This is a genomic window from Actinopolymorpha sp. B9G3 (assembly GCF_040120725.1).
In the GTDB taxonomy this organism is placed as follows: domain Bacteria; phylum Actinomycetota; class Actinomycetes; order Propionibacteriales; family Actinopolymorphaceae; genus Thermasporomyces.
Genome location: NZ_JBEEAB010000007.1, coordinates 38,000 through 64,147 on the forward strand (window position 1 = coordinate 38,000; position 26,148 = coordinate 64,147).

General features: G+C 67.9%; 22 protein-coding genes and 1 tRNA gene. 19 read left to right on the forward strand and 4 right to left on the reverse strand.

Annotated elements, in window-relative coordinates:
* Positions 1–164: 164 nt before the first annotated feature.
* The 5 genes from ABNF93_RS34925 (at position 165) to ABNF93_RS14400 (ending at position 5,391) form a co-directional block, all read left to right on the forward strand.
* Positions 165–401: a LacI family DNA-binding transcriptional regulator gene (locus tag ABNF93_RS34925; RefSeq protein WP_502877584.1), complete on the forward strand. Its 237-nt coding sequence runs from the start codon at positions 165–167 to the stop codon at positions 399–401.
* Positions 402–496: 95 nt separating this feature from the next.
* A complete protein-coding gene (locus tag ABNF93_RS14385) occupies positions 497–1,771 on the forward strand; it encodes an ABC transporter substrate-binding protein (RefSeq protein ID WP_349328512.1) in 1,275 nt (424 codons plus the stop codon).
* A 1-nt stretch (position 1,772) separates the two neighbouring features.
* The gene (locus ABNF93_RS14390; protein ID WP_349328513.1) at positions 1,773–2,729 is read left to right on the forward strand and encodes a carbohydrate ABC transporter permease; all 957 of its coding nucleotides are present in this window, start codon (positions 1,773–1,775) and stop codon (positions 2,727–2,729) included.
* Positions 2,726–3,607 (forward strand): carbohydrate ABC transporter permease, encoded by an 882-nt coding sequence (locus tag ABNF93_RS14395; RefSeq protein WP_349328514.1) that lies wholly within the window; start codon positions 2,726–2,728, stop codon positions 3,605–3,607. The genes ABNF93_RS14390 and ABNF93_RS14395 overlap by 4 nt, the downstream gene beginning before the upstream one ends.
* A gap of 221 nt (positions 3,608–3,828) precedes the next feature.
* Positions 3,829–5,391, forward strand: coding sequence for a glycoside hydrolase family 32 protein (locus ABNF93_RS14400; protein ID WP_349328515.1), 1,563 nt, complete (start codon positions 3,829–3,831; stop codon positions 5,389–5,391).
* A gap of 459 nt (positions 5,392–5,850) precedes the next feature.
* Here ABNF93_RS14400 and ABNF93_RS14405 read toward each other — a convergent pair.
* Positions 5,851–5,935 (reverse strand) — tRNA-Leu (locus ABNF93_RS14405).
* Positions 5,936–6,093: 158 nt separating this feature from the next.
* On the opposite strand from ABNF93_RS14405, the gene ABNF93_RS14410 reads away from it, so the two are divergent.
* Complete coding sequence (locus ABNF93_RS14410; protein WP_349328517.1) at positions 6,094–7,449, forward strand: M20/M25/M40 family metallo-hydrolase; 1,356 nt, start codon at positions 6,094–6,096, stop codon at positions 7,447–7,449.
* Positions 7,450–7,502: 53 nt separating this feature from the next.
* Here the strand turns inward: ABNF93_RS14410 and ABNF93_RS14415 are convergent, their stop codons facing one another.
* Both ABNF93_RS14415 and ABNF93_RS14420 read right to left on the reverse strand, forming a co-directional pair.
* Positions 7,503–7,712 (reverse strand): DUF5703 family protein, encoded by a 210-nt coding sequence (locus tag ABNF93_RS14415; RefSeq protein ID WP_349328518.1) that lies wholly within the window; start codon positions 7,710–7,712, stop codon positions 7,503–7,505.
* A 91-nt stretch (positions 7,713–7,803) separates the two neighbouring features.
* Positions 7,804–8,787 (reverse strand): aldo/keto reductase, encoded by a 984-nt coding sequence (locus ABNF93_RS14420; RefSeq protein WP_349328519.1) that lies wholly within the window; start codon positions 8,785–8,787, stop codon positions 7,804–7,806.
* A gap of 214 nt (positions 8,788–9,001) precedes the next feature.
* Here ABNF93_RS14420 and ABNF93_RS14425 point away from each other — a divergent pair, with 214 nt between their 5' ends.
* The 6 genes from ABNF93_RS14425 (at position 9,002) to mshC (ending at position 14,423) form a co-directional block, all read left to right on the forward strand.
* A complete protein-coding gene (locus tag ABNF93_RS14425) occupies positions 9,002–10,054 on the forward strand; it encodes an LLM class F420-dependent oxidoreductase (protein ID WP_349328520.1) in 1,053 nt (350 codons plus the stop codon).
* A 4-nt stretch (positions 10,055–10,058) separates the two neighbouring features.
* On the forward strand, positions 10,059–10,904 hold the full coding sequence (locus ABNF93_RS14430) for an undecaprenyl-diphosphate phosphatase (RefSeq protein WP_349328521.1): 846 nt from the start codon (positions 10,059–10,061) through the stop codon (positions 10,902–10,904).
* 31 nt (positions 10,905–10,935) lie between these two features.
* A complete protein-coding gene (locus ABNF93_RS14435; RefSeq protein ID WP_349328522.1) occupies positions 10,936–11,661 on the forward strand; it encodes a histidine phosphatase family protein in 726 nt (241 codons plus the stop codon).
* 99 nt (positions 11,662–11,760) lie between these two features.
* Positions 11,761–12,333 (forward strand): DUF3090 family protein, encoded by a 573-nt coding sequence (locus ABNF93_RS14440; protein WP_349328523.1) that lies wholly within the window; start codon positions 11,761–11,763, stop codon positions 12,331–12,333.
* A 28-nt stretch (positions 12,334–12,361) separates the two neighbouring features.
* Entirely contained in the window at positions 12,362–13,162 is an 801-nt protein-coding gene (locus ABNF93_RS14445) for an SCO1664 family protein (RefSeq protein WP_349328524.1), read from the forward strand.
* A gap of 34 nt (positions 13,163–13,196) precedes the next feature.
* The gene (gene mshC / locus ABNF93_RS14450) at positions 13,197–14,423 is read left to right on the forward strand and encodes a cysteine--1-D-myo-inosityl 2-amino-2-deoxy-alpha-D-glucopyranoside ligase (RefSeq protein ID WP_349328525.1); all 1,227 of its coding nucleotides are present in this window, start codon (positions 13,197–13,199) and stop codon (positions 14,421–14,423) included.
* A gap of 85 nt (positions 14,424–14,508) precedes the next feature.
* On the opposite strand, the gene ABNF93_RS14455 is transcribed toward mshC, so the two are convergent.
* Positions 14,509–15,360 carry a PAC2 family protein gene (locus ABNF93_RS14455; protein WP_349328526.1) on the reverse strand — a complete coding sequence of 284 codons (852 nt, stop codon included), beginning with the start codon at positions 15,358–15,360 and terminating at the stop codon, positions 14,509–14,511.
* A gap of 206 nt (positions 15,361–15,566) precedes the next feature.
* Between ABNF93_RS14455 and metH the strand changes: the two genes are divergently transcribed.
* From metH to ABNF93_RS14490, 7 genes are all read left to right on the forward strand, one after another.
* Positions 15,567–19,073 (forward strand): methionine synthase, encoded by a 3,507-nt coding sequence (metH, locus tag ABNF93_RS14460; RefSeq protein WP_349328527.1) that lies wholly within the window; start codon positions 15,567–15,569, stop codon positions 19,071–19,073.
* A gap of 44 nt (positions 19,074–19,117) precedes the next feature.
* Positions 19,118–19,714 (forward strand): TetR/AcrR family transcriptional regulator, encoded by a 597-nt coding sequence (locus ABNF93_RS14465; protein ID WP_349328528.1) that lies wholly within the window; start codon positions 19,118–19,120, stop codon positions 19,712–19,714.
* Between the two features lie 207 nt (positions 19,715–19,921).
* A complete protein-coding gene (locus ABNF93_RS14470; RefSeq protein ID WP_349328529.1) occupies positions 19,922–21,541 on the forward strand; it encodes an ABC transporter substrate-binding protein in 1,620 nt (539 codons plus the stop codon).
* Positions 21,542–21,672: 131 nt separating this feature from the next.
* Entirely contained in the window at positions 21,673–22,701 is a 1,029-nt protein-coding gene (locus ABNF93_RS14475) for an ABC transporter permease (protein ID WP_349328530.1), read from the forward strand.
* Positions 22,702–22,705: 4 nt separating this feature from the next.
* Positions 22,706–23,749: an ABC transporter permease gene (locus ABNF93_RS14480; protein WP_349328531.1), complete on the forward strand. Its 1,044-nt coding sequence runs from the start codon at positions 22,706–22,708 to the stop codon at positions 23,747–23,749.
* Positions 23,746–24,789 (forward strand): ABC transporter ATP-binding protein, encoded by a 1,044-nt coding sequence (locus tag ABNF93_RS14485; protein WP_349328532.1) that lies wholly within the window; start codon positions 23,746–23,748, stop codon positions 24,787–24,789. Before ABNF93_RS14480 ends, ABNF93_RS14485 begins: the two co-directional genes overlap by 4 nt.
* On the forward strand, positions 24,773–26,074 hold the full coding sequence (locus tag ABNF93_RS14490) for an ABC transporter ATP-binding protein (protein ID WP_349328533.1): 1,302 nt from the start codon (positions 24,773–24,775) through the stop codon (positions 26,072–26,074). Before ABNF93_RS14485 ends, ABNF93_RS14490 begins: the two co-directional genes overlap by 17 nt.
* Positions 26,075–26,148: the final 74 nt, after the last annotated feature.

A 26,148-nucleotide genomic window follows, 5' to 3' on the forward strand; every position in this document is an offset into this window, starting at 1 on the left:
TCTTGACGGGAGAATCAGGGACCGGCTAGCTTCAGCTGCTAACCCGAATTAGTACGTGCCGGAACTAGGTTCGAAACCGGCTCCGGCAAGCGGTTCCGGCAATGCCTGGACCGTGATGGCCGCAACCGGCGGCGGCCTGCGCAACACGTGCAGCGTGGAGGGAGGTGCATGAAGGTTCACCCATCGCTGACGTGGCCACGCGTGCCGCTGTCAGCAAGACGACTGTCTCGCGGGTGCTGAGCTGGCAACGGCGAGATCAACGAGAACACCCTCGAGAGAGTTTGCCACGCTATCGCTCGAGCTCATTGCCACACATCGCTCTCTTTTCTTGCTGGCCTCAAAGATACAAACCTCCCCACCGCGGTCCCAAGGAGTTGTCATGGATTCTTCTGCGTGCTTGAGCCCCACGCGTCGCAATGTTCTCGCAGGGGCTCTCGGCCTCGGGGCGACGGCGGCTCTCACGAGCTGCGGCCTGAGCTCGGGTAAGGACTCGAAGATGCTCACTGTCGCCTATTTCGGCGACCCCAAGTCGGCCGCCGGCCTCAGCAAGGCAGCGAACCCGTTCCGGAAGGCCAACCCTGGCGTGACGGTGAAGTTCGTCGGCACGACCGGCACCGACTGGAACGAGTTCTTCACAAAGCTTCTGGCCCAGATCGCAGCCGGCAACCCGCCGGACATCGTCAGCGTGGCCACCGAGGGAGTCCAGCTCTTCGCCTCGAAGAACCTGGCCGAGCCGCTCGACGAGTACGTCAAACGCGACAAGGGTGAGCTCCAGTCCTACTTCAGCGACGTGCACCCCAGTCTTGTCGAGGCGATGATGTACGAGGGAAGCCTCTACGAGCTTCCGACCGATTTCAACTGCGGCAACATGTACCTCAACACGTCGTTGCTGAAGCGGGCGGGCGTCGACTACCCGGCAGCGGACTGGACCATAGACGAATTCCATGGCATCGCGAAGAAGATTTCAACCGCCGCTCCGGGCGCGGTTGCCTTCAACTGGGTCGTCCGCCTCTGGGGCAGCTGGACCTCCTTTATGTACGCCAACGGCGGCAACCTGCTGACCGAGGGCAAGTACAGCGGCGGCGACTGGCTCTGGGACACGTTCTACGCCAATGACCCCGCGGCCCAGGGGCGTAGCGGCGGCTGGCAGTGGGGCGCCCCTACCGCCAACAGCGACGCCGTCGTGGAGTCCCTCGAGTACATGCTCCAGCTCAAGCGCGAAGGGCTGGCGCCCCAGCCCGATGCCGGCGGTGGCGGCACGCTCCAGGGGCTGTTCACCAACGACAAGATCGGCATGTCGATCGGTGGCGGCTTCTGGGCCGGGGGCCTGCACAACGCGGGCATGGGCATCGATGACTTCGACGTCCAACTCTTCCCCAAGTGGAAGACCCAGCGCCACCTGTTCGGCACCGGCGGATACGGCATGTTGCGCTCGTCGAAGAACAAGGACCTCGCTTGGGAGCTGATGAAGTCGATGGCGAGCGTCGACGGCATCAACATCCTCACCGCGGGCAACTCCACCACCCCGGCACGCAAGTCGATGATGACGGCCGACCGCTATGCGACTACCGGGCCCAAGCACTGGCCGGTCTTCTACGACACGCTGACCGACCTGCCCGACACGGCGCCGATCCCGGCCCCTCCGTACTACAACGAGATGGCCACGGCCCTGGTTTCCCGGACGACACAGGCCCTTGCCTCGGGCAACGTCAAGTCGGCCCTGGACGACCTGCAGCGCGACCTCGAGGGCGCCGCGGCCGCGGTTCAGTGACATGACGACCCCAACCACCGAAGCGCCGGCGCCGGCTCCGCCCGCCCGCAGAGACCCGAGCCCGTGGGCGGGCCGGCCGCAGCTCCAGGGGCGCGAGACCCTCTTCGGGTACGCGATGATCGCGGCGGCACTCGCCGTGATCATCATCTTCACCCTGGCGCCGATCGTCGCGTCGGTGCTGCTGTCCCTGATGAGCTGGGACGCGATCTCGCCACCGACGTTCGTCGGTCTGGAGAACTACGACCGGCTCCTCCACGATCAGGCCGTCCTCCGCTCGTTTTGGGTGACGATCAAGCTCGCGACGATCATCGTGGCGACACAGGTGGTCATCGGCCTCAGCCTCGCCCTGCTCGTCCAGCGGTTCCGCTCCACGTTCCTGAGGGGCCTGTTCCGCACCGCCTTCTTCCTGCCCCTGCTGGTGTCGGCGGCGTCGATCTCGATTGTGTTCACCTACCTGTTCAACGACAAGTTCGGCGTCGTCAACTACTACCTGGGCCTTGTCGGGCTGAGCGGTGTCTCGTGGCTGGGATCCGAAGCCGGCGCGACAGCGACCGTCATCATGGTCGCGGTCTGGCAGCAACTCGGTTTCGTCTTCATCCTCTTCATCGCCGCGCTCTCCACGATGCCGAAGGACGTCCTCGAGGCCGTGGCCATCGACGGCGCGGGGCCGATTCGCACCTTCTTCGCGGTGAAGCTGCCCCTGATCAGCCCGACCGTCTTCTTTGCGGCCGTAATCGGGCTGATCAACGCCTTGCAGCTGTTCGACCAGCCGTGGGTCATGACCAAGGGAGGGCCGGGCGACGCGACCAGGACGACAGTGATCATCATCTACCAGGCCGCGTTTCAGAATCTGCAGTTCGGCTACGGCTCGGCGATCTCCGTCGTGCTCTTCGTCCTACTCATGATCCTCACCTGGCTGCAGTTCGTGGCCGGGCGGAAGTGGGTGTTCTACTCATGACCAGCACTGTGTTGACCTCTAGAACTCGGATCGAGTCCGGGCTGCGTGCCCGCGTTGCCGCGCGCTCCGCCGGCCGGATCCTCGGTGTGCTCGTCCTTGTCGTCTCGGCCGTGCTCGTTGCCGTCCCGATCATCTGGGCGATCAGCACCTCGCTGCGCACGCCGGCGACCTCCTACGACCAGCCCCCGGCGTGGCTGCCGACGGATCCAGTGTGGTCGAACTACTCCGCGGTGTTCGAGGCGGTCCCGCTGCTGACGTTCTTCATCAACAGCATTGTCGTGACCGGCCTGATCGTGGTGCTCCAACTCATCACATCGACGATGAGCGGATATGCGTTCGCCATGGTGAGGTTCCGGGGAAGGAACGCGCTCTTCGCGATGGTCCTGGCCACGCTCATGGTGCCCGCCCAGACCACGATCATCCCCGTCTACATCATCATCAGCAGGCTGGGCCTGGTCGACTCACGGGCAGCCCTGGTGCTGCCCGTGATCGGCGGGGCCTTCGGCACGTTTCTCATGCGCCAGTACTTCCTGCAGATGCCGCGCGAGCTGGGCGAGGCAGCGCGGGTGGACGGCGCCGGGCAATTCCGGGTGTTCCTACAGATCTACGCCCGGCTCGCTCTGGCCCCTATGGCGACCTTGGCAGTCTTGAACTTCTCGGCGTACTGGAACGAGTTCTTCCGGCCGCTGATCTTCCTTCAGGACTCGTCCAACTTCACATTGCCGCTCGGCCTGGTCACGTTACAGGGCAACTTCGGCACGGGCAGCGTCTCGATTGTCCTCGCAGGCATCGTTCTCGCGCTGCTCCCGAGCATCGCGGTGTTCCTGTTCACTCAGAAGTATCTCGTGGAAGGTGTGACTGTGGGGTCGTTCCGGTGACCGGCACCCACCGGCGCGTGGTGATGCCGCGGTCCGGTCCGCCATCGCGACAGTGGGCATCCTGACTGTCCTGACCGCGTGAAACTCACTGTGCACCGTCCCCGTCCTGGCACTCCTCCTCGCCCTCCAGCGCGCCCTGAAGGCCAGCATCGCCTCCGGGGCGTGAAGGGATGAGAAGCATCGCAATGACGTCGCACCCAGACCACCGCAGGAGACCCTCGTTGAGCCTCGAGCGATATCGGCCCGGCTTCCACTACAGCCCAGCACGCAACTGGCTGAACGACCCCAACGGCCTTGTCTGGTTCGACGGGGAGTACCACCTCTTCTACCAGTACAACCCGGACGGGACCGACTGGGGCAACATGTCATGGGGGCATGCGGTGAGCCCGGACCTGGTCAGCTGGGTCGAGCTGCCGGTCGCGATCCCGTGCACCGACAGCGAGCACGTGTTCTCCGGCAGCGTGGTCGTCGATCACCGGAATACCAGCGGCTTCGGTGTGGACGGCGCGCCTGCCATGGTGGCCATCTACACCGCCCACGATCCCGCCTCCGGGCGGCAGGCTCAGGCACTCGCGGTCAGCCACGATCGCGGTCGCAGCTGGAGCAGGTACGCCGGGAACCCCGTGCTCGACTTGCGATCGCCAGCCTTCCGTGATCCCAAGGTGTCTTGGTACGGGCCCGGTGGCTACTGGGTGATGGTGGTCGCGCAGGCGGACCAGCGAATCGCGCAGTTCTACGCATCGGACGACCTCCTGAACTGGCGTCATCTCAGTGACTTCGGGCCGGCAGGAGCCACTGCAGGTGTCTGGGAGTGTCCTGACCTGTTCCCACTCCCCGTTGAGGGTGAGGAGGACGAGACCGCGTGGGTGCTGGTGGTGAGTGTCGGTGACGGCGGCGTGGCAGGAGGATCCGGCGTGCAGTATTTCGTCGGTGACTTCGATGGCACGACCTTTGGTCTCGGGAAGGAAAGCCTCGTCGTGGGTGACGGCGCGGACGGCGTCGCGGCGGCGATGTGGCTGGATTTCGGTGCCGACTACTACGCGGCAGTTTCGTTCGGCGACACGCCAGATGGTGAGCGCGTCCTGATCGGCTGGATGAGCAATTGGGCCTACGCGGCAGTAACGCCGACCAAGGGCTTCCGCGGGGCCATGTCCTTTCCCCGTGTCCATCGGTTGGCGCGGGTCGCCGGCCGGCTACGGCTGGTGCAACAGCCAGCACCCGCACTCGAGACCCTCCGAGCCGATTTCTCCCACTACGGCCACCTGGAGCTCAACGGTGGTGAACACGAGCTTCAAGAGCACCCCGACGGGGAGCATCTGGATATCTGCGCCAGCTTCACCCCCGGCACCGCCAAAAGATTCGGCATCCGGCTCCGGGGCGTGGAGGGTGAGGAGACCGAAGTCGGATACGACGCCTCGGATGGATCACTCTACGTCGACCGGACCCTGTCCGGGCAGACCGACCTCCACCCCGAGTTCCCCGGAGTGCACCGAGCACCACTCACTCTGCACGACGGCAGGGTGACCTTCCGGCTCCTGGTCGACGTGGCTTCGGTCGAAGTCTTCGGCGGCATCGGAGAGTCCGTCATCACCGATCAGATATTCCCGAATCCGGGCGTCCGCCGAGTCGATCTATTCGCCGAGGACGGCACCGTGTATGTCGAGGAGCTCTGCCTGATCTCCCTGAACACGGCGTCGGCTTGGCCGCATGGCTTCAACCTCCACGACACCGGCGTCCCGGACTCATCACCGATCCTGCGGCGAAGCTCACCCAGCGGGAACTGAGGTAGCGCGTGAGCACGGTGGCACTGACCGGTTCTGCGCGGGTCGAAGCGGTACCGCACCGGACCGCGACAGCCCAGCCCGACCGTCTAGCCCACGACGGTCCACTGATGCACCCGTGGTCGATGCCCCTGATTGCCCCCGCCCTGCTGCGGCTGGTCCTTAATGTCGCAGCCCGCAGGCAGGGGGCTCGGCAGAAACCTCCACCTGCTCGCCACCGCGCCGCCCCGGAAGCCGGAGCAGACCCGGCCGTGATAGCCGCCTGGACCCGCGAGATCCAAGCTCAGCGCGGCGCCACCGAAGCTGGGCTTAGCCAGGCAGCACGGCACAGCGAGCAGCGGCAACGGATGAGCCCGAGCGAGATCAAAACATCGTCGATGTGCTCGCCGGCATGATCAACGTCCTACGCGAAACAAACCGTGCTGGCGGAAGCCCAACCGGCACCTAGTGGCGTGATGGTCGTGTCCGAGGGGGGACTCGAACCCCCATGCCCTTGCGGGCACTAGCACCTCAAGCTAGCGCGTCTACCAAATTCCGCCACCCGGACAAGGTCGCACCCACCTGCCGCGGTGCGCGGCGCTCACTGTAGCAAACTGTCCGGAAGGCACCGCACGACAGGAGGCCCTGCCATCGCTCCGCGGCTGGGAGCGAAGTCACCGGGCCCAACCGGCGATGTCGCCAGCCGTACGCGGCAGGATGTGACGTATGACCGACGAGCCGACAGTAACCCCATCCGGCAAGAACCTCGGCCGCGGACCCGGCCCCGATGCCGAGGTCGTGCAACTCTGCCGCGACCTGATCCGCATCGACACCACGAACTTCGGCAACGACGATGGGCCGGGCGAGCGCAAGGCCGCCGAGTACGTCGCGGCCAAGGTCGCCGAGGCCGGCCTCGAGCCCGAGTTGTACGAATCCGAGCCGGGCCGTACCACTCTGGTCGCCCGCTGGGAGGGTGCCGACCCCACCGCGTCGCCGCTGCTGGTGCACGGCCACCTCGACGTGGTGCCGGCGATGGCGGCGGACTGGAGCGTGGACCCGTTCGCGGGGGAGATCCGCGACGGCTGCCTGTGGGGCCGGGGCGCGGTCGACATGAAGGACTTCGACGCGATGGTCCTGTCGGTACTGCGGGCGAGGGCGGGTACCAACCGGCCACCGCGTCGGCCGATCGTCCTGGCGTTCACGGCAGACGAGGAGGCCGGCGGCCACAAAGGCGCCCACTGGCTGGTCGAACACCACCCGCATCTCCTCGACGGATGTACCGAGGCGATCGGCGAGGTCGGCGGCTTCTCCCTGACGGTGCGCGACGATCTTCGTCTCTACCTCATCCAGACGGCCGAGAAGGGCATGGCCTGGATGCGCCTGCGGGCCAGTGGCACGGCCGGGCACGGGTCGATGCGTAACGACCACAACGCCGTGACCGAACTCGCCGAGGCGGTCGCCCGGATCGGTCGCCACGAGTTCCCGACCCGGATCACACCGAGCGCGCGGGCGTTTCTGAGTGAGATCTCGGACGCGCTCGGGATCGACCTCGACCCCGGCACCGACGACGTCGAGGCGGCGCTGTCGCGGCTCGGCACCGTCGCGCGGATGATCGGCGCGACGCTCCGGAACACGGCCAACCCGACGATGCTCGACGCCGGGTACAAGGCCAACGTCATACCCGGAGAGGCCACGGCGACCGTCGACGGGAGGTTCGTACCCGGGGCGCAGGAGGAGTTCCTCAACACCATCGACGAGCTGATCGGCGACCACGTCACCCGGGAGATGATCAACTTCGACAGTGCGCCGGAGACAGAGTTCGCGGGCGCCCTGGTCGAGGCGATGAAGACCTCGCTCGCGGCGGAGGACCCGGCGGCACGCGCGGTGCCCTACCTCATGTCGGGCGGTACGGATGCCAAGGCGTGGGACCGGCTCGGCATCCGCTGCTTCGGTTTCGCGCCGCTACGGCTGCCGCCGGACCTCGACTTCGTCGGTATGTTCCACGGCGTGGACGAACGCGTCCCCACCGAGTCGCTGGAGTTCGGCGCGCGCGTCCTCGACCGGTTCCTCGACCTCGCCTGAGCCTGTCACCGACCGGCGGCCGGACAGGCGCAGCGGCCGGACACGCCACGGGGTCAGGCGACTGCGGTCGCCCCCGTGGGCAGTGTCTTGTGGACCCTGATGATCCGGCGCCGGAGGGTGACGGTGCGCCGGCCGTCGGGATAGACCCGCACCCGTGCCAGCTCCCAGCCGCCGTACTCCGCGCGTTCAACAAGCAACTGCCGCACCACTCGTCGGGAGAGCGTGCGCGGCAGCTTCAGCTGATGCGTTTCGTACTCCGCCATCGCTCCATGGTGGCACGCGATTCGGACATGTGGCGGACCGACACCGGCACAGCCGGGTGGCAGCAGTCTGCGGCCACCGGTGCGGGAAGGTTCACCGCTCGGACATCGTCCGTTCGGGATAGCCGAGCGGTATCTCCGACACGTCGTCCAACGCGGCGACGATCTCCGTGGGGAGTTCGACGTCCTCCACGGTCAACGAGCCCCGCAGCTGGGCGGCCGTCCGTGCGCCGACCACGGGAGCGGTGACGCCAGGCCGGTCCCTGACCCACGCCAGAGCCACCTCGAGCGGCGCCAGTCCGAGCCCGTCGGCCGCCCGGCACACCGCGTCGACGACGCGGTGCCCGCGCTTGTCGAGGTAGACGCCGACGAAACGTTCGAAGTGCGGCGACGCGGCCCGGGAGTCCGCGGGCGTCCCGGTGCGGTACTTCCCGGTCAGCACTCCCCTGCCGAGCGGTGACCAGGGGAGGACGCCGAGGCCGAGCGCCCGCGCGGCGGGCAGGACCTCGCGTTCGATGCCCCGCTGGAGCAGGGAGTACTCCACCTGGGTCGATGCCAACGGTGAGCGCCCCGGCCAGGAGGTCTGGTGGCTCGCGGCGACACCGGTCTGCCACCCGGTGTAGTTGGACACCCCGACGTAGCGGACCCGCCCGCTGGAGACCGCGAAGTCCAGCGCGGCAAGTGTCTCCTCGAGCGGAACGGCCTCGCTCCACGCGTGGACCTGCCACAGGTCGATGGTGTCGACCTCGAGCCGCCGCAGCGAGCCGTCGAGCTCGTCGAGGAGGGTACGCCTGGAGGCGTCGACGAGCCGCTGGCCGGTGTGCTGGGAGACACCCGCCTTCGTCGCCAGGACCAGCTCCTCGCGCTGGACCAGGTCACCGATCAGGCTGCCGAGCACCCGTTCACTGTCACCATCGGCGTAGGTGGCCGCCGTGTCGACGAGTGTCCCGCCGGCCTCGACGAACGCCGTCAGCTGGTCGCGGGCCTCGTGCCGGTCGGTGTCGCGACCCCAGGTCATGGTGCCGAGCGCGAGCCGGGAGACCCTGAGGCCGGTCCGCCCGAGGTACCGCTGCTCCATCGACGATCCCCAATCAGTCCCCGACACGCCAACCGCCCCGAGCCGGCGGGACCGTTCCGGCGGCAGTGCGTATGGGACATTAGTCGACCCGCACTGCCGGCGCGGCCCCTCGCCGCGACAAGTAGGCTCGCCGGACCGTGCCGCTCGCCAGGATCATGCAGCACGCGGAGAGCAGGATCCTGCGTACGTCCAACCGGGACAAGGAGGACCCTTCGTGCGTCTGGGACTGACCCTCAGCGCCTGGGACACGGCTGACCTGACGGCCAACCTGGCACTCGCGGAGGAGGCGGACCGGCTCGGCTACGCCGTCTGCTGGGCGGCGGAGGCCTACGGCTTCGACGCGGCGACGATCCTTGCCACCGTGGCGGCGCGCACGTCGCGGATGGACGTCGGCTCCGCGGTCTTCCAGATCCCGGCCCGCACTCCGGCGATGACCGCGATGACGGCCGTGACCCTCGACACGCTGTCCCACGGCAGGTTCCGGCTGGGGCTGGGCGTCTCGGGTCCGCAGGTCTCCGAAGGGTGGTACGGCGTCCGGTTCGGAAAGCCCCTCCACCGCACGCGGGAGTACGTCGAGGTCGTCCGGACGGTCCTTGACCGGGAGCGGCTCGACCGGACCGGCGAGTACTTCACCCTGCCACTGCCGGATGGTCCGGGGAAGGCGCTGCGCCTGTCGGTCCGGCCGGTGCGTGACCGTATCCCGCTCTACCTCGCGGCCGTGGGCCCTGCCAATCTGGCGCTCGCCGGGGAGATCGCCGACGGGTGGCTGGGCGTTTTCGTCGCACCGGACCACCTTCCGGAGTCGTTGGCCCACATTCGTACGGGCCGGACCCGGGGCGGGCGCGACGACACCGAGCAGTTCGACGTCGCGGCCTGCGTACCAGCCGTCGTCGGCGACGACGTGGCAGCGTGCGCGGACCCGGTGCGCCACTACGCCGCGCTCTACCTCGGCGGCATGGGAAGCCGTGACAAGAACTTCTACAACGCCCTGGCTGTACGCATGGGTTACGAAAAGGAGGCGGCCCGGGTACAAGACCTGTACCTCGCCCGCCAGCATCGCGACGCGGCGGCCGCGGTACCGCTCGACTTCGTCGACGACACCTCACTCCTGGGTCCCGCCGAGCGGATCGCGGCGCGCCTCCGCCGCTACGCCGAGGCAGGTGTGAGCACACTGTCCGTCCTGCCGTTCGGCGCGACCGTCGAGCAGCGGATCACCACACTGCAGACGATGGCCGGCGCCCTGGTGGCGTCCGGCGTGGGGGAGTAAGAGCGTGGAACAGGTCCACACGGTCGGCTGGCTGGGCGCCCTGGTCTTCGGGCTCCTGCAGGGGCTGACTGAGTTCCTGCCGATCTCGTCGAGCGCGCACCTTCGGATCGCCGGCGCGTTGGTGCCCGGTTGGGGCGACCCAGGTGCGGCGTTCACGGCGGTGATCCAGCTCGGCACGGAGACCGCCGTCGTCGTCTACTTCCGCCGGGAGATCTGGGCGATCATCCGCACCTGGACCGTGGCGCTGTTCCAGCCGGCGCTGCGACGGCACCCCGACGCCCGGATGGGGTGGTACATCATCGTCGGCACGCTGCCGATCGGGATCATGGGCTATCTGTTCCAGGACACCATCGAGACGGCGTTGCGGTCCCTGGTCTACGTCGGGATCACGCTGATCGCGTTCGGCCTCATCCTCGGGATCGTCGACGCCAAGGCCGCCAACCGCAAGCCGCTGACCCGGCTGACGTTCCCGCAGGCCCTTCTCTTCGGGTGCGCACAGGCTCTGGCGTTGATCCCCGGCGTCTCCCGGTCCGGCGGCACGATCACGGCCGGGCTGCTCATGGGCTTCACCCGGGAGGCCGCGCTGAAATACTCCTTCCTGCTCGCGATCCCCGCGGTCTTCGCCTCCGGGTTCCTCGAGGTCCTCGACATCGGCGGCGAGACGGCGCCGGCGTGGGGTCCGACGATCCTGGCGACCGTGGTCAGCTTCGCGGTCGGCTACTTCGTGATCGCGTTCCTCATGCGCTACATCTCCACCCACGACTTCCGGCCGTTCGTGGTCTACCGCGCGCTGCTCGGCGCCGGGGTGCTCACCCTGCTGGCGTTCGGCGTCCTCATGCCGTACGGCTGATCGGCGCAGCGACCTCGTAGGCTCGGGAGTCATGGCCACGTTGTTCCTCGTCCGGCACGGACGCACCCAAGCCAACGCCGACGGTGTCCTCGCCGGCTGGACCGCCGGCGTCGGCCTCGACGACGTCGGACGCAAGCAGGCTGAGAATCTCGGCGGCCGGTTCGGGACGATCCCGGTGAGGGGACTCGTCACGAGCCCACTCGATCGCTGCCAACAGACCGCCGAAGCCGTGACCGCGCTGGACGGGCGCCCGGAGGCGGTCGTCGACGAGCGCCTGGGCGAGGTCCGCTACGGCGACTGGCAGGGGCAGCCGCTGAAGAAGTTGGCGAAGGACCCGCTGTGGAAGGTCGTCCAGCAGCACCCGAGTGGTGTGACGTTCCCGGGCGAGGGGGGCGAATCGCTGCGTTCGATGGCCGACCGCGCGGTGTCCGCGGTGCGGGAATGGGACGCCCGGATCGAAGCCGAGCACGGCCCCGACGCCATCTGGGTGGCGGTGAGCCACGGCGACGTGATCAAGGCGATCGTCGCCGATGCGTTGGGTGTCCATCTCGACCAGTTCCAGCGGATCGTGATCGATCCCTGTTCGGTCAGCGTCGTACGTTATGCGCCACTCCAGACCTTCGTCGTCCGCGTCAACGACACCGGAAGTGACCTTGCCGCACTGGTGCCTCCGCGTCGTCGCCGGCGTCGCTCCCGACGGGGGGCGGGCGACAGCGACGCGGCCGTCGGTGGTGGCGCGGGAAGTGGCGACGGCTGACGGGCGGACGCCTGCGATTTCGGGCAACGGCGTGGCCGCTGACTCGACTGCGTAGACCCTGAACACGGTCGACACACGAACCGCGTAGGGTTTCTAGGTATGGCCCGTGTCGTTCACCTTCACGACGCTCCTCATCGGTTCGTCGCCGGCACCGTCGGACAGCCCGGCCAACGGACCTTCTTCCTGCAGGCGCGTTCGGAGGACCTCCTCACCACCGTCGCGGTGGAGAAGGAACAGGTCACTGTCCTCGCCGAGCGCGTCGACGCGATGCTGGACGAGGTCCTGCGCCTCACCGGTGGCAGCGCCGTCATCCCGGCGGTCGCCCCGCAGGAGCTGTCTGATGACGAGCCGTTGGAGCAACCGATCGTCGAGGAGTTCCGGGTCGGCACCCTGCGTCTGGCCTGGGACAGCGAGCAGGAACGCGTCATCATCGAGGCGTACGAAGTGACCGAGGAGGAGGCCGACCCGCCACCCCCGGTCGACGAGGAGCCGGAGGCCGAAGGCCCCGAGACCCTTGTCGTACGCATCACCGGTGCGCAGGCTCGGGCCTTCGTCCAGCGGGCGATGGCCGTGGTGTCGCAGGGCCGGCCGCCGTGCCCGTTCTGCGGCAACCCGCTCGACCCCGAGGGCCATCTGTGCCCGCGGCTCAACGGTTTCCGGCGTTCGGCCTGAAACGCGGACCGGATCCGGACTGACCGACGTGGACCTCCTGCCAGAGAGCACCGACACCCTCCAGTTGCTTCGTCGTGGCCGGATCGAGGTCGAGGGTCGGCTGGTGTCGGCATCCAATGCGACGTTCTACTGCTCGATCAGCCTTGACGGCGTCACGGTCGCGGGGGTCTACAAACCGGTCCGTGGTGAGCGTCCCCTCTGGGATTTCGCCCACGGCAGCCTGGCGCGCCGCGAGGTGGCGACCTACCTCTTCTCGGCCGCCTCCGGCTGGGACCTCGTGCCACCCACCGTGCTGCGGGACGGGCCGTTCGGCGAGGGCATGTGCCAGCTGTGGATCGAGCACGACCCTGACCATGGCGTGGTCGACATCGTCCCCCGCGGAGCGGTCCCCGACGGCTGGAGGACGGTGCTGGAGGCGTACGACGGCGACGGCGACGAGGTACTCCTCATCCACGCCGACCACGACCAACTCCGGCGGATCGCGATCGTCGACACGATCGTCAACAACGCCGACCGCAAGGGCGGGCACGTCCTGCTGGCCGAGGACGGGCACGTGTTCGGAATCGACCACGGTCTGTGTTTCCACGAGGACGACAAGCTGCGGACGGTGCTGTGGGGGTGGGCGGGCGAGCCGCTGCCTCAGGCCGATCTCGACGTTCTCGAACGCCTCGGCTGCGAACTCGACGGGCAGGTGGGTCGCTCCCTGTCAGAGCTCCTGGAGGTCCACGAGATCGCCGCCCTTCGGGCCCGGCTGGCCCGGCTGCACCGGCAGGGTCGCCTGCCCCAGCCCGGCGACGGGTGGCCGTCCGTCCCGTGGCCGGTGTTCTGAGCCGACTTGGCAGCGACCGCTAGGCTCGGATCTCATGAAGGCCTGGGCCGCGCCGGAGGTGCGTCGACTACCTGGAGCGGGTCAGATTCCGCTCCTCCACGACCAGGGGAGCGGTGAGCGGCGGATCAGCGCCAGCGGCGACCGAGCGCGGATGTACGTCTGCGGCATCACGCCGTACGACTCCACCCACGTCGGTCACACCGCCACCTACATCGCGTTCGACCTGCTGGGGCGGGCGTGGCGCGACGCGGGCCTCACGGTCAGATACGTCCAGAACGTCACCGACATCGACGATCCCCTGCTCGAACGTGCGGAACAGACCGGCGAGGACTGGCGGGACCTGGCCGCTCGGCAGACGGACCTGTTCCGCGAGGACCTGACGGCACTCCGGGTGATCCCGCCGGCGGAGTTCGTCGGCGCGGTGGAGTCGATCCCTCTCGTGGCGGCCACCGTCGAACGGCTGCGGGACAGTGGAGTGGCCTACGACGTGGACGGAGACCTCTACTTCGAGGTGGGCACCGACCCGAGGTTCGGTCAGGTGTCGCACCTTTCGCGCGAGGAGATGCGTACGCTCTCGGCCGAGCGGGGTGGCGATCCGGATCGGCCCGGCAAGCGTGATCCTCTCGACTGTCTGCTCTGGCGCCACGAACGCCCGGGCGAACCGGCGTGGGACTCCGGTCTGGGCCGCGGGCGCCCGGGCTGGCACGTCGAATGCGCGGCCATCGCGCTGGAGCACCTGGGGACGGGCTTCGACGTCCAGGGCGGTGGCTCCGACCTGATCTTCCCGCACCATGAGATGTGCGCCTCCGAGGCCCAGGTGCTCACGGGCCGTGTGCCCTTCGCCCAGGTGTACGCCTACCAGGGCATGGTCGGGCTCGACGGCGAGAAGATGTCGAAGTCCAAGGGAAACCTCGTGTTCTCGTCGCGGCTGCGGGCCGAAGGCGTCGACCCGATGGCGATCCGGCTCACCGTTCTGTCCCACCACTACCGCGACGACTGGGAGTGGACTCCCGAAGGACTGAGCGCGGCCGAGCAACGCCTCGACCGGTGGCGGACCGCGGTGGATCGGGCGAGCGGCGCCGACGCCGGCAAGGTGGTGGATGCGCTCCGCGAGGCGTTGGCGGCCGACCTTGACGCGCCGGCCGCTCTCGCCGTGGTCGACGCGTGGGCCGACGCCACCCTGGCCGACGCCGGCCCTGACACCGGGGCGCCGGATCTCGTCCGGGACGCTGTGGATGCCCTTCTGGGCGTGCGGCTCTGACCCGAGGCTCGCGAGCCGGCGGGACGGGCGTACCTGGTGGTGCGCGTAGAGGGCTGTGGATCAGGCCTGCGCCGTGGACCCGGGTCTACTCCGCGCCGCGTTCGGGGCGGCGGCGCAGGTAGCGTTCGAACTCCTTGGCGATCGCCTCGCCGGTGGCCTCCGGCAGGTCGGCGGCGTCGCGGGCCTGCTCCAACGAGCGGACGTACTCCGACACCTCGGTGTCATCACGGGCGAGGTCGTCGACTCCGCGTTCCCACGCCCGGGCATCTTCGGGCAGGTCACCGAGGGGCACCGCCACGTCGAGGAGGTCCTCCACCTTGCGCAGGAGGGCAAGCGTCGCCTTGGGGCACGGTGGCTGTGCGACATAGTGCGGTACCGCCGCCCAGAACGACACCGCCGGCATGGACGCACGCAGGCAACCGTCCTGGAGGACGCCAAGGACGCCGGTCGGACCCTCGTACTTCGAGATCGTGAGCCCAAGCGCGTCGGCCAACTCGGGATCGGTGGCGCTGGCGGTGACCGGAATGGGGCGGGTGTGCGGGCTGTCCGCCAGCAGAGCGCCGAGGAGGACACACATCTCGACCCCCACCGTGTCTGCGACTGCCAGGATCTCGTCGCAGAACTGCCGCCACCGCATGTTCGGCTCGATACCGCGGACGAGAACCAGGTCACGCGGCGCGTCAGGCGGCGTGGCCACGAGTACCCGCGTGGTCGGCCAGGTGATGGTGCGTACGCCGTTGTCGAGGTGGACCGTCGGCCGGTTGACCTGGAAGTCGTAGTAGTCGTCGGCGTCGAGCGTGGCGATGGTCCGTGCCTTCCACACCCTCGCGAGATGGTCGAGGGTGGCACTCGCGGCGTCGGCGGCGTCGTTCCATCCCTCGAAGGCGGCGAGCAAGACAGGATCCTGCAGCTGGAGCGAGCCTTCGAGCTCGGTCACGTAGATCGTCCTCCTCCGCGCCGGGCGCCCTCGCCCGCTCGACCGCGTGCCACCTCCGCAAGCCTACGTGTACGCCCTGTGCCGCCGGCCGCAACCTGCCGTACCCGGAACTGGACACTCGTCTCGGACCGCAAGAGAGCGGTCCAGAAGGTGGACCCGCTGGGTACGCTGAAGATTTTCGTCCCCGCACCCCGAGGAGCTTCCTGGTGACCGGCACCGCCCGCAGTATCCGCCCTTTCCGCCAGGCGCTCGCAGAACGCGTCCTTGTGGCGGATGGCGCGATGGGCACGATGTTGCAGGCCCATGAGCCCACCCTGGACGACTTCGAAGGGCTCGAGGGCTGCAACGAGATCCTGAACGTCACCCGACCCGACATCGTCCGATCCGTCCATGACGCGTACTTCTCCGCAGGTGCTGACTGTGTGGAGACCAACACGTTCGGTGCCAACTTCGCCGCTCTTAACGAATACGACATCCCGCACCGTACGTACGAACTTTCCCAGGCCGGCGCCCGGCTGGCCCGGGAGTCAGCGGACGCACACGCGACGCCGGAGTACCCCCGGTGGGTGCTCGGCTCGCTCGGGCCCGGCACCAAGCTCCCGAGCCTGGGGCATGTGGCGTTCGCCACGCTGCGTGACGCCTACCAGCAGAACGCCGCCGGCCTGATCGACGGCGGTGCCGACGCGTTGATCGTGGAGACGTGCCAGGACCTCCTGCAGGCCAAGGCGGCGATCCTCGGGGCGAAGCGGGCCATCGCGGCGGCCTCCGCTCGTGCCGACGAAGCGGTAGACGTGCCGATCATCGTCTCGGTGACCGTCGAGACGACCGGCGCCATGCTCCTCGGCTCCGAGATCGGCGCGGCCCTGACCGCGTTGGAACCGCTGGGCATCGACGTGATCGGCCTCAACTGTGCGACCGGGCCGGCGGAGATGAGCGAGCACCTGCGCTACCTCGCCCAGCACGCCCGGACTCCCTTGTCCTGCATGCCCAACGCCGGATTACCTGAGCTCACCGCCGACGGTGCGACGTACCCGCTGACGGCGCCCGAACTCGCCGACGCCCACGAACAGTTCACGACGGACTACGGACTGGCCCTCGTGGGCGGCTGCTGCGGTACGACGCCGGAGCACATCCGCCAGCTCGTCGAGCGGGTCCGGGGGAGAGCGGTGACGTCTCGCGAACCACGGTCCGAGCCGGGCATGTCGAGCCTCTACCAGCACGTGCCGTTCAGCCAGGACACGTCCTACCTCGCGATCGGTGAACGTACGAACGCCAACGGCAGCAAGGCGTTTCGCGAGGCGATGATCGACGGCCGCTGGGACGACTGTGTCGACATCGCACGGGCACAGATCCGCGACGGTTCCCACGTGCTCGACCTCTGCGTCGACTACGTGGGACGCGACGGCGTGGCCGACATGCGCCAGGCGGGAGCGCGGCTCGCCACGGCGTCGACCCTGCCGATCATGCTCGACTCCACGGAGCCGCCGGTGATCGAGGCCGGCCTGGAGATGTTCGGCGGCCGCTGCGCGATCAACTCGGTCAACTTCGAAGACGGTGAGGGCCCGGAGAGCCGGTTCGCGCAGGTCATGCCGCTGGTGCGGGAGCACGGTGCCGCCGTCGTGGCCCTGACGATCGACGAGGAGGGACAGGCCCGCACGGCGGACACGAAGCTCGCCATCGCCGAGCGGCTGATCCAGACACTCACGCAGAAGTGGGGGATGGCCGAGAGCGACATCCTCGTCGACTGCCTGACGTTCACCCTGGCCACCGGGCAGGAGGACAGTCGCAAGGACGGCATCGAGACCATCGAGGCGATCCGTCGGCTGAAGGATGCGCACCCTGACGTGCAGACCGTGCTCGGCCTGTCCAACATCTCGTTCGGACTCAACGCCGCGGCTCGCCAGGTGCTCAACTCGGTATTCCTGCACGAGTGTGTGAAGGCCGGGCTCGACTCCGCGATCGTGCACGCGAGCAAGATCCTTCCCATCTCCCGGATCCCTGAAGAGCAACGTCAGGTCGCTCTCGACCTCGTCTACGACAAGCGCTCCGAGGGTTACGACCCACTGCAGAGGCTGCTGGAGCTCTTCTCCGGCGTGAAGGCGTCGGACGCCAAGGCGAGCCGGGCCGAGGAACTCGCCTCCCTGCCGCTCGGCGAACGGCTGCAGCGGCGCATCATCGACGGTGAGGCGAACGGCCTCGAAGACGACCTGCAAGCCGCCCTTGACAGTGGTCGCGCCGCCCTGGAGATCGTCAACGACGAGTTGCTCGCCGGCATGAAGGTCGTCGGCGAGCTGTTCGGCAAAGGCGAGATGCAGCTCCCGTTCGTCCTCCAGTCGGCCGAGGTCATGAAGGCAGCTGTCGCGTTTCTCGAACCCCACATGGAGAAGACCGACGACGAAGGCAAGGGCACGATCGTGCTCGCCACCGTCAAGGGTGATGTCCACGACATCGGCAAGAACCTCGTCGACATCATCCTCACCAACAACGGCTACACCGTGGTCAACCTCGGTATCAAGCAGCCGATCAACCACATCCTCGACGCCGCGGAGGAACACCGCGCGGACGCGATCGGGATGTCCGGCCTGCTCGTGAAGAGCACGGTGATCATGAAGGAGAACCTCCAGGAGATCAACACCCGAGGTAGGGGTGACGACTGGCCGGTGCTGCTGGGTGGTGCCGCGCTGACCCGGGCCTACGTCGAGGAGGATCTCGCCGGGATGTACGACGGTGAGGTCCGCTATGCCCGTGACGCCTTCGAAGGGCTGCGACTCATGGACGCCGTGATGGGCGTCAAGCGTGGCGTCCCCGGCGCGGCTCTCCCGGCCCTTCGGCAGCGACGGGTCAGGAGCGGGCAGTTGAAGGAGACGCCGCCAGAGGAGATGCCGGCCCGCTCCGATGTCTCGGTGAGCAACCCGGTGCCGGTTCCGCCGTTCTGGGGTGACCGGGTGGTGAAGGGCATCCCGCTCGCCGACTACGCCTCGATGATCGACGAACGTGCCCTCTTCCTCGGCCAGTGGGGCCTCAAGCCCGGCCGTGGAAAGGATGGCCTGTCCTACGACGAACTGGTGGAGACCGAAGGTCGTCCCCGGATGCGCGCCCTGCTGGACCGCGTCCAGACCGACAACCTGCTCGAGGCGGCGGTCGTCTACGGCTACTACCCCTGCGCGAGCAAGGGTGACGACCTCGTGGTCTTCGACGACGACGGGTCCGAGCATTGCCGGTTCACCTTTCCGCGGCAGCGCAGGGACCGGCACCTGTGCCTGGCGGACTACTTCCGCCCGGAGGAGTCGGGAGAGCGGGACGTCGTCGGCTTCACCGTGGTGACCATCGGCTCGCGGATCAGCGAGGAGACGGCGAAGCTGTTCGAGGCCAACCACTACCGCGAGTACCTCGAGTTGCATGGGCTGTCCGTGCAGCTCGCCGAGGCCCTGGCGGAGTACTGGCACGCGCGGATCCGGAGCGAGCTCGGCTACGCCGAGGAGGACAAGCGCGACGACGTGCAGGAGATGATCCACAAGCTCGGCTATCGGGGGGCGCGCTTCTCCCTTGGCTACGGCGCGTGTCCGGATCTGGAGGACCGGGCGAAGATCGTCGACCTGCTCGGGCCGGAGCGGATCGGCGTCAGCTTGTCGGAGGAGTTCCAACTCGATCCCGAGCAGTCGACCGACGCGATCGTCGTCCACCACCCTGAGGCCAACTACTTCAACACCTGAGCCCTGATGCAACAACCTGACACTTTGTGCCACGATTGTCAGCTGTGTCCGCGCCCCACGGCTCTGTCGCCACCGTCCGACGGGAGCAGATCCTCGACTCCGCTCTCCGCTGCTTCGCCCGTTACGGCTACCGGCGTACCTCCATGGACACGATCGCCCGGACGGCACGGATGTCCCGTCCTGCGTTGTACCAGTACTTCACCGGCAAGGAGGAGGTCTTCCGGGCGATGGGCGTACGCCTGCTCGATTCCGCCCTCACCGGTGCCGAGCGCGCCCGCAGGTCGGCCGCCCCGGTGGGCGAGCGGTTGTCAGCCATCCTCATGGTGCGGCTCGACCTGGTCGGCCAGCTCGGCGGGGACAACGAGGCCCACCGTGAGCTGCTGGCGGAGACCGCGAGCGTGGCCGGCGACCTCATGGCGTCGTTCCACCTGCGGTTGGTCGCGATCGTGGAGGACCTGCTCGCCACGGCGACCGAGGAGCTCGACTTCGACGCGGTCGGGATCACCGCACATGACGTGGCGGTCATCCTCCTCGACGCCGTGACCGGCATCGAGCGGGAGTCCGCCGCGGCGGACGTCAGGCAGTCCAGAGTGCGGCAGCTGGTGGAGCTGGTCGTCCGAGCCCTCAACACCAACCGATAGCGGTCAGCGACTACACGACTGCGCTGCGGAGCCATTGCGCAGGATGGCGGCCCTCGGCAGCGGTCCGCCGCGATTCGTTGCCCAATTGCGACTCTGCCCGCACGCTCCGGACATTCCGGTCCCGGCCACGTACAGCTATCGTGCGGGGCGGACCGCAACCCGGCCCTGTGATCATGAAACTTCTGGCGTTCACGACTGAGGTGGAATATGCGACCAAGCACCAGCCGTAGGGTCAAGGCGCTGGCGGCGGGCAGCACCCTGCTACTCGCCCTTGCCGCGTGTGGTGGTGGCGACGACGGGGGCACCGATTCAGGCAGCGAGTCGGCCGAAGACAAAGCCCCCTTGGTGTTTGGGACAACCGATGCCTTCGGCACGGTCGACCCGGCGGGTTCGTACGACAACCCCGGTTGGGAAATCCTCTACAACACCGCTCAAACCCTCCTGTCCATTCCTCCGGGCGGGACGACACCAGAGCCGGACGCGGCGCAGAAGTGCGACTTCAGTGATCCGAAGACCTACACCTGCACGCTGAAGAAGGACCTCACCTTCTCCGATGGCAGCAAGCTGACCGCCGAGGACGTGAAGTTCACCTTCGACCGGATGCTGAAGATCGCCGATCCCAACGGCCCGTCGAGCATCTTCGCCGACCAGCTCGACTCGACCGAGGTCAAGGACCCGCAGACCGTGGTGTTCCACCTCAAGTTCGCCGACTCCACCTGGCCGTTCCGGCTGACCACAGGCGCCGCGTCGATCGTGCCGGACGAGAAGTACCCCGGCGACAAGCTGCAGGAGATGGGCAACGACACCATCATCGGCTCGGGGGTCTACAAGGTCACGAAGTTCGACCCCTCGCAGCAGATCGTCCTCGAACCCAACGAGAACTACTCCGGCGACAAGAAACTTGCCAACGGCAAGGTCCTCGTCCAGATCTACAAGGACGAAGCGAGCCTCAAGAGCGCGGTCGAGAGTAATGAGGTGCAGGTGGCCTACCGGTCACTCGCCCCGACCCTGCTGAAGGACCTGGAGACCAACGGCGCCGACAAGGGCGTCAGTGTCGTGAAGGGCGACGGGACCGGAATCCAGTACCTCACCTTCAACACCAAGAAGGGCCCGTTCGCCAAGAAGGAAGTACGCCAGGCGGCAGCGGCGCTGCTCGACCGGCAGACCATCGCCACGCAGGTCTACAACGACACGGTGACCCCGCTCTACACGATGGTCCCCGAAGGGCTGCCCGGACACGACGAGGCTTTCAAGACCTCGTTCGGCGAGGAGCCCGATGCCGCCAAGGCCAAGAGCCTGCTCGAGGACGCCGGTGCGACGACTCCGGTCAAGGCGACGCTGTGGTACAGCCCGGACCACTACGGCGAGGCATCGGCGGACATGTTCTCCGAGATCGAGCGACAGCTCGAAGCCGGCGGACTGTTCGAGATCTCGCTGAAGTCGGCGGCCTGGGAGCAGTACAAGACCGACTACGCCGCCGGCGCCTACGACGGCTGGCAGCTGGGCTGGTACCCGGACTTCCCTGACACCGACAACTACCTCTCGCCGTTCTACGCCACGGAGAACTTCATCGGCGACGGCTACGGCTACTCCAACCCGAAGGTGGACGACCTGCTGACACAGGAGAAGTCCACCGCCGACCAGACCGAACGCGAGGCGCTGTTCAAGGAACTGCAGACCATCGCCGCCGAGGACGCACCGGTGATCCCGCTCTGGCAGGACAGCATGATCGCCGCTGTCCGTGACGGTGTCACCGGTGTCGAGGACACGTTCGACCCGCTCTACACCTTCCGGTTCTGGCTGGTCGACACGAGCAAGGCCGAGTAGTCGGCTCACCCTGGGCTCCGTCACCACGTGTCTCGGCACTTCGGTGATGGAGCCCTCGGTGTGCCCGGTGCTGGGCAACTGAGGCCACTGCAGACGAGATCGCTCCTGCTGACGAGAAAGGTGGCATGACGATGGCGGCCCGATCGGGCTCCCTGCGGAACTACCTCGTCGTACGCCTGCTCCTGGTGGTCCCCAACGTGCTGGTGCTGTTGACGATGGTGTTCCTGCTGTTGCGGGTGGCGCCAGGCGACCCGATCTCGGCGGCGTTGGGTGGTCGCCTCCCTCCTGAGGAGCTTGCCCGCCGTCGTGAAGCCGCCGGATACGACCGGCCGCTCATCGTCCAGTACGCCGACTACATCAGCCAGGTCCTGCGAGGCGACTTCGGCACGACGGTGAGCGACAATCGGGCCGTCAGCACCATCCTGCTGATCAACGGCGCGGCCACGTTGAGCCTCACCGTCGCGGCCGTACTCTTCGCGCTCGTGGTCGGCATCCCGCTCGGCCTGCTGGCCGCCCGCTATCGGAACTCCTGGCTGGACGTGGTGATCCGCCTCTTCGGGATCCTCACCTATGCCGCACCGGTGTTCTTCGTCGGGATCGTCGCCATCATCGTGTTCACGGGGCAGCTGGGGTTGTTGCCGTCCGGGCGCCAGGCCGGTCCGCTGGCACAGGCGACGATCGAACCGGTGACGAACATCTTCCTCCTCGACGCGGCCCTGGCCGGTGACTCGGAGGCGTTCGTCGACGGGCTCCTCCACATCGTCTTACCGGCCGTGACGCTCGGACTTCTGCTGATGGGTGTCTTCGTACGCCTGATCCGGGTCAATGTCGCACAGACGCTGCGCGACGACTACGTGGAGGCGGCGCGGGCACGTGGCATCGCGGAGCGGCGGGTCGTCCTCCACCATGCGTTCCGCAATGCGATGGTGCCCTTCATCACCGTCCTCGGGCTGCAGGTCGCGCTGCTGCTCGGTGGGGCGATCCTCACCGAGACGACGTTCAGCTGGCCTGGGATCGGCTCGGAGCTGGTCCGCTACATCAACGCCCGCGACTACGTCGCCGTCCAGGGCATCATGACCGTCTTCGCCTTGCTGGTGGTGGGGATCAGCGTCGTCATCGATGTCGTCAACGCGTTCATCGACCCGAGGGTGAGGTACTGAGCCGATGGCCATCACCCCTACCGTGCAGGCAGGCGAGCCACTACGTGGCTCCTGTGGACGGCGGAACCTGCTGTCCCGGACCGCGTTCGTCATCGCGACCCCCTACCGCCAGTCGGCGGGAATCGCCCGCGGCATGTTGGTCGCCGGGACCTTCGTCACCGGCCTGATGGTGGTGCTGGCGGTGTTCGCGCCGCTGATCGCACCGTTCCGGTTCGATCAGGTGGCGGGCACCGACGGGGAACGGTTCCCCAAGCAGGAGGCGCCGTCGGGTGAGCACTGGTTCGGCACGAGCGTCCAGACGTTCGACGTGTTCTCCCGCGTCGTGTGGGGCGCCCGGACGGAGCTGAAGGTCGTCGTCCTCTCGCTGGTGTTGACGATCGCCATCGGGGTGGTGCTCGGACTGGTGTCCGGTTTCGTCGGCGGCTGGCTCGACCGGATCCTCGTCCTGGTGATGGACGCGCTGTTCTGTTTCCCGTACCTCCTGCTGGCGATCGTCGTGGCGTTCCTGCTCGCGGACAAGCTCGGCGGGGGAGTGACCACCGCGGCCGTCGCCATCACTGCCGTCTACATCCCGCAGTACTTCCGGGTCGTACGCAACAGCACGGTGAGTGCCAAACAGGCGACCTACGTGGAAGCAGCCAGGGCACTGGGCGCACCGCCGCACGTCATCATGTCCCGCTACCTGTTCACCAACGTCGTGCAGAGCGTTCCCGTCATCGCGACTCTCAATGCCGCGGACGCGGTGGGAACCCTTGCCGCGTTGGGATTCCTGGGTTACGGCATCCAACCGACCGAGGCCGCCGAGTGGGGCTACGACCTCAACCGCGCCATCGACGACGCGACGTCAGGAATCTGGTGGACGGCGGTCTTCCCAGGTATGGCGATCGTTCTTCTCGTCATGGCACTCACACTGGTCGGCGAAGGGCTGAACGAGACACTGAATCCGACGCTTCGCGTCCGGCGCCTGCTTCCCGTGGTCCTGCCCCCGCGGCTTGGGGCAGGAGAGAAGCCGTCCAACGCGGACGCGAGGAAGGGAGGCGCGGCGTGACGGCGACAGGTGGTGGCGCCGAACCCGTGCTCGATGTCCGCGACATGCGGGTGTGGTACGGCACAGACCGTGGCCCGGTGCGGGCCGTCGACGGAGTGTCCTTCGACCTGCGGCCGGGGGAGACGCTCGGGCTCGTCGGCGAGTCCGGCTGCGGCAAGTCGACGATCGGCCGGGCGCTGCTCGGCCTGCTCCCCGAGAGTGCCGCCTGCGACGGCGAGATCCGGTTCCGCGGGCAGGACCTGCTGGCGACCGGACGTCGCGAGCTGGAAAGCCTGCGCGGGCCCGAGCTCGGCATGATCTTCCAGGAGCCGCTGACCCGACTGAACCCCCTGATGCGGATATCGGAGCATTTCGAGGAGACCCTGCGAACCCACGCCCCGCGGATCAGCCGCGACGAGATCCGGAAGCGGTCGATCGACACGCTGCGCCGGATGGGCATCCCGCCGACGCGCTACCGCTCCTACCCGCACGAGTTCTCCGGCGGGATGCGGCAACGGATCATGATCGCCCTGGCACTGGTCCTGCGCCCGGCCTTCGTGGTCGCCGACGAGCCGACCACCGCACTCGACGTCCTCGTCGAGGCACAGATCATCGGAATCCTCGCCGACCTGCGCCGCAACTTCGACACCGCGCTGCTGCTCATCACCCACAACCTCGGCATCGTCGCCGAGGCGTGCGACCGCGTTGCCGTGATGTACGCCGGCAAGTTGGCCGAGGAGGGCGACGCCCGGGAGGTGTTCACCACGCCACGGCATCCCTACACCCGGGAGCTCCTGCGTTCGACGATCTCCCTGCGTACAACCGGACTGCACTACATTCCCGGTGCGCCGCCGGACTGCGTGGATCCACCGACGGGCTGCCGGTTCCATCCGCGCTGCCCCGACGCCATGCGGGTGTGCCGGGACCAGGACCCCGAGGAGGTGCGTACGCCGGTGGGCTCGAGAGTCGCGTGCTGGCTGCACGGACCGGCCGAGAAGGTGCCGGACGGCAGGACCCAACCCCTGGTGCGGGAGGAGATCAGCGTTGCCGACGAAGCCTGACGCACCTCGCCTGCCTGCTCCGCCGGCCGGCGGCGGGACGATGCTCGACGTCCGCGACCTCGAGGTCCACTACGACCTACGGGGCAGCTCGCTCGGCCGGCTCGTCGGCGCGGGCTCCGGTGTGGTCAGAGCCGTCGACGGTGTGACGTTCCAACTCCACAAGGGCGAGGTGCTCGGCCTGGTGGGAGAGTCCGGCAGCGGCAAGACGACGCTCGGCCGAGCGCTACTCGGGCTGGTTCGTCCCACCGGGGGAGAGATCCACTACCGCGACCGTGAGCTCGGCAGGTTGTCCGAACGTCAGCTCCGCCCGATGCGGCGGCAGCTGCAGATGGTGTTCCAGGACCCGGGTGCGGCGTTGAACCCCTCGATGGACATCGAGACCGCGGTGGGGCACCCGCTGCAGATCCACCGGCTCGCGGCATCCCGGAGCGAACGTCGGGCGAAGGTGGTCGAGGCTCTCGAACGCGTCGGGCTCGCACCCGTCGAGAGGTTCCTCGACAAGTACCCGAGCGACCTGTCTGGTGGTCAGAAACAGCGAGCCGTCCTGGCCCGTGCCATCATCCTCGGTCCCGAGTTGCTCGTCGCCGACGAGCCGGTCTCGATGCTCGACATGAGTGTGCGCGCGAAGATTCTCGAGCTGATGCTCGACCTCAAGCGAGACCTCGACCTCACCTACGTCTACATCACCCACGACCTGGCGACAGCGAAGTTCTTCTGTGACCGGGTGGCGATCATGTACCTCGGCCGGATCGTCGAGATCGGCGCGGTCGAGGAGATCTTCGCCGATCCGAAACATCCCTACACCAAGGCGCTACTCCGCGCGGTCCCCGAACCTGACCCGAGCCAGTCCATCCCCCGCGACCTTCCCCGGGGCGAGATCCCCGACGCCGCGGCGCCGCCGCTCGGTTGTGCGTTCCATCCGCGGTGCCCGGTGGCGTTCGAGAAGTGTGGCTGGGAGACCCGCGACCTGCGGGCACTGCTCGAACAGCACTGGCTGGGCCTCGACGAGGAGACCTACACCGCCGAGCGCGCGGCGATTGGCAACCTCGACAGCCTGGAGATCGCCGCGCATCGGGCGCGTCTCACCCCCGGGCGGGGTCGTGGACAGGCCGACCTGACGGCCCTGGTGGAACGCGTTCGGGCGAACGATCCGGAGGAGCCGCTGTGGCGGGGCGTCGCGCGGGTCGAGGCGGATGAGGGCACGCTGGCCGTGGACTTCCACCCCGGCGAGGACCCGAGCCTGCGTCGGACGGGCAACGTCGACGTGGCGTGCCACCTGTACTGATCCCGGAGGAACATCCTGCGCGGCGTCGGTCAGGCCGGGGCGGTCCGGTGGTGATCTACTCTGCTGACGGCCGT

What these genes read in the sequence shown, in the direction of transcription:
- ABNF93_RS14470 (WP_349328529.1), top strand. Translation starts at nt 19,922, where the DNA reads ATGCGACCAAGCACCAGCCGTAGGGTCAAGGCGCTGGCGGCGGGCAGC.
- ABNF93_RS14415 (WP_349328518.1), bottom strand. Translation starts at nt 7,712, where the DNA reads ATGGCGGAGTACGAAACGCATCAGCTGAAGCTGCCGCGCACGCTCTCC.
- ABNF93_RS14475 (WP_349328530.1), top strand. Translation starts at nt 21,673, where the DNA reads ATGGCGGCCCGATCGGGCTCCCTGCGGAACTACCTCGTCGTACGCCTG.
- ABNF93_RS14435 (WP_349328522.1), top strand. Translation starts at nt 10,936, where the DNA reads ATGGCCACGTTGTTCCTCGTCCGGCACGGACGCACCCAAGCCAACGCC.
- mshC (WP_349328525.1), top strand. Translation starts at nt 13,197, where the DNA reads ATGAAGGCCTGGGCCGCGCCGGAGGTGCGTCGACTACCTGGAGCGGGT.
- ABNF93_RS14410 (WP_349328517.1), top strand. Translation starts at nt 6,094, where the DNA reads ATGACCGACGAGCCGACAGTAACCCCATCCGGCAAGAACCTCGGCCGC.
- ABNF93_RS14390 (WP_349328513.1), top strand. Translation starts at nt 1,773, where the DNA reads ATGACGACCCCAACCACCGAAGCGCCGGCGCCGGCTCCGCCCGCCCGC.
- ABNF93_RS14385 (WP_349328512.1), top strand. Translation starts at nt 497, where the DNA reads ATGCTCACTGTCGCCTATTTCGGCGACCCCAAGTCGGCCGCCGGCCTC.
- ABNF93_RS14420 (WP_349328519.1), bottom strand. Translation starts at nt 8,787, where the DNA reads ATGGAGCAGCGGTACCTCGGGCGGACCGGCCTCAGGGTCTCCCGGCTC.
- ABNF93_RS14440 (WP_349328523.1), top strand. Translation starts at nt 11,761, where the DNA reads ATGGCCCGTGTCGTTCACCTTCACGACGCTCCTCATCGGTTCGTCGCC.
- ABNF93_RS14395 (WP_349328514.1), top strand. Translation starts at nt 2,726, where the DNA reads ATGACCAGCACTGTGTTGACCTCTAGAACTCGGATCGAGTCCGGGCTG.
- ABNF93_RS14480 (WP_349328531.1), top strand. Translation starts at nt 22,706, where the DNA reads ATGGCCATCACCCCTACCGTGCAGGCAGGCGAGCCACTACGTGGCTCC.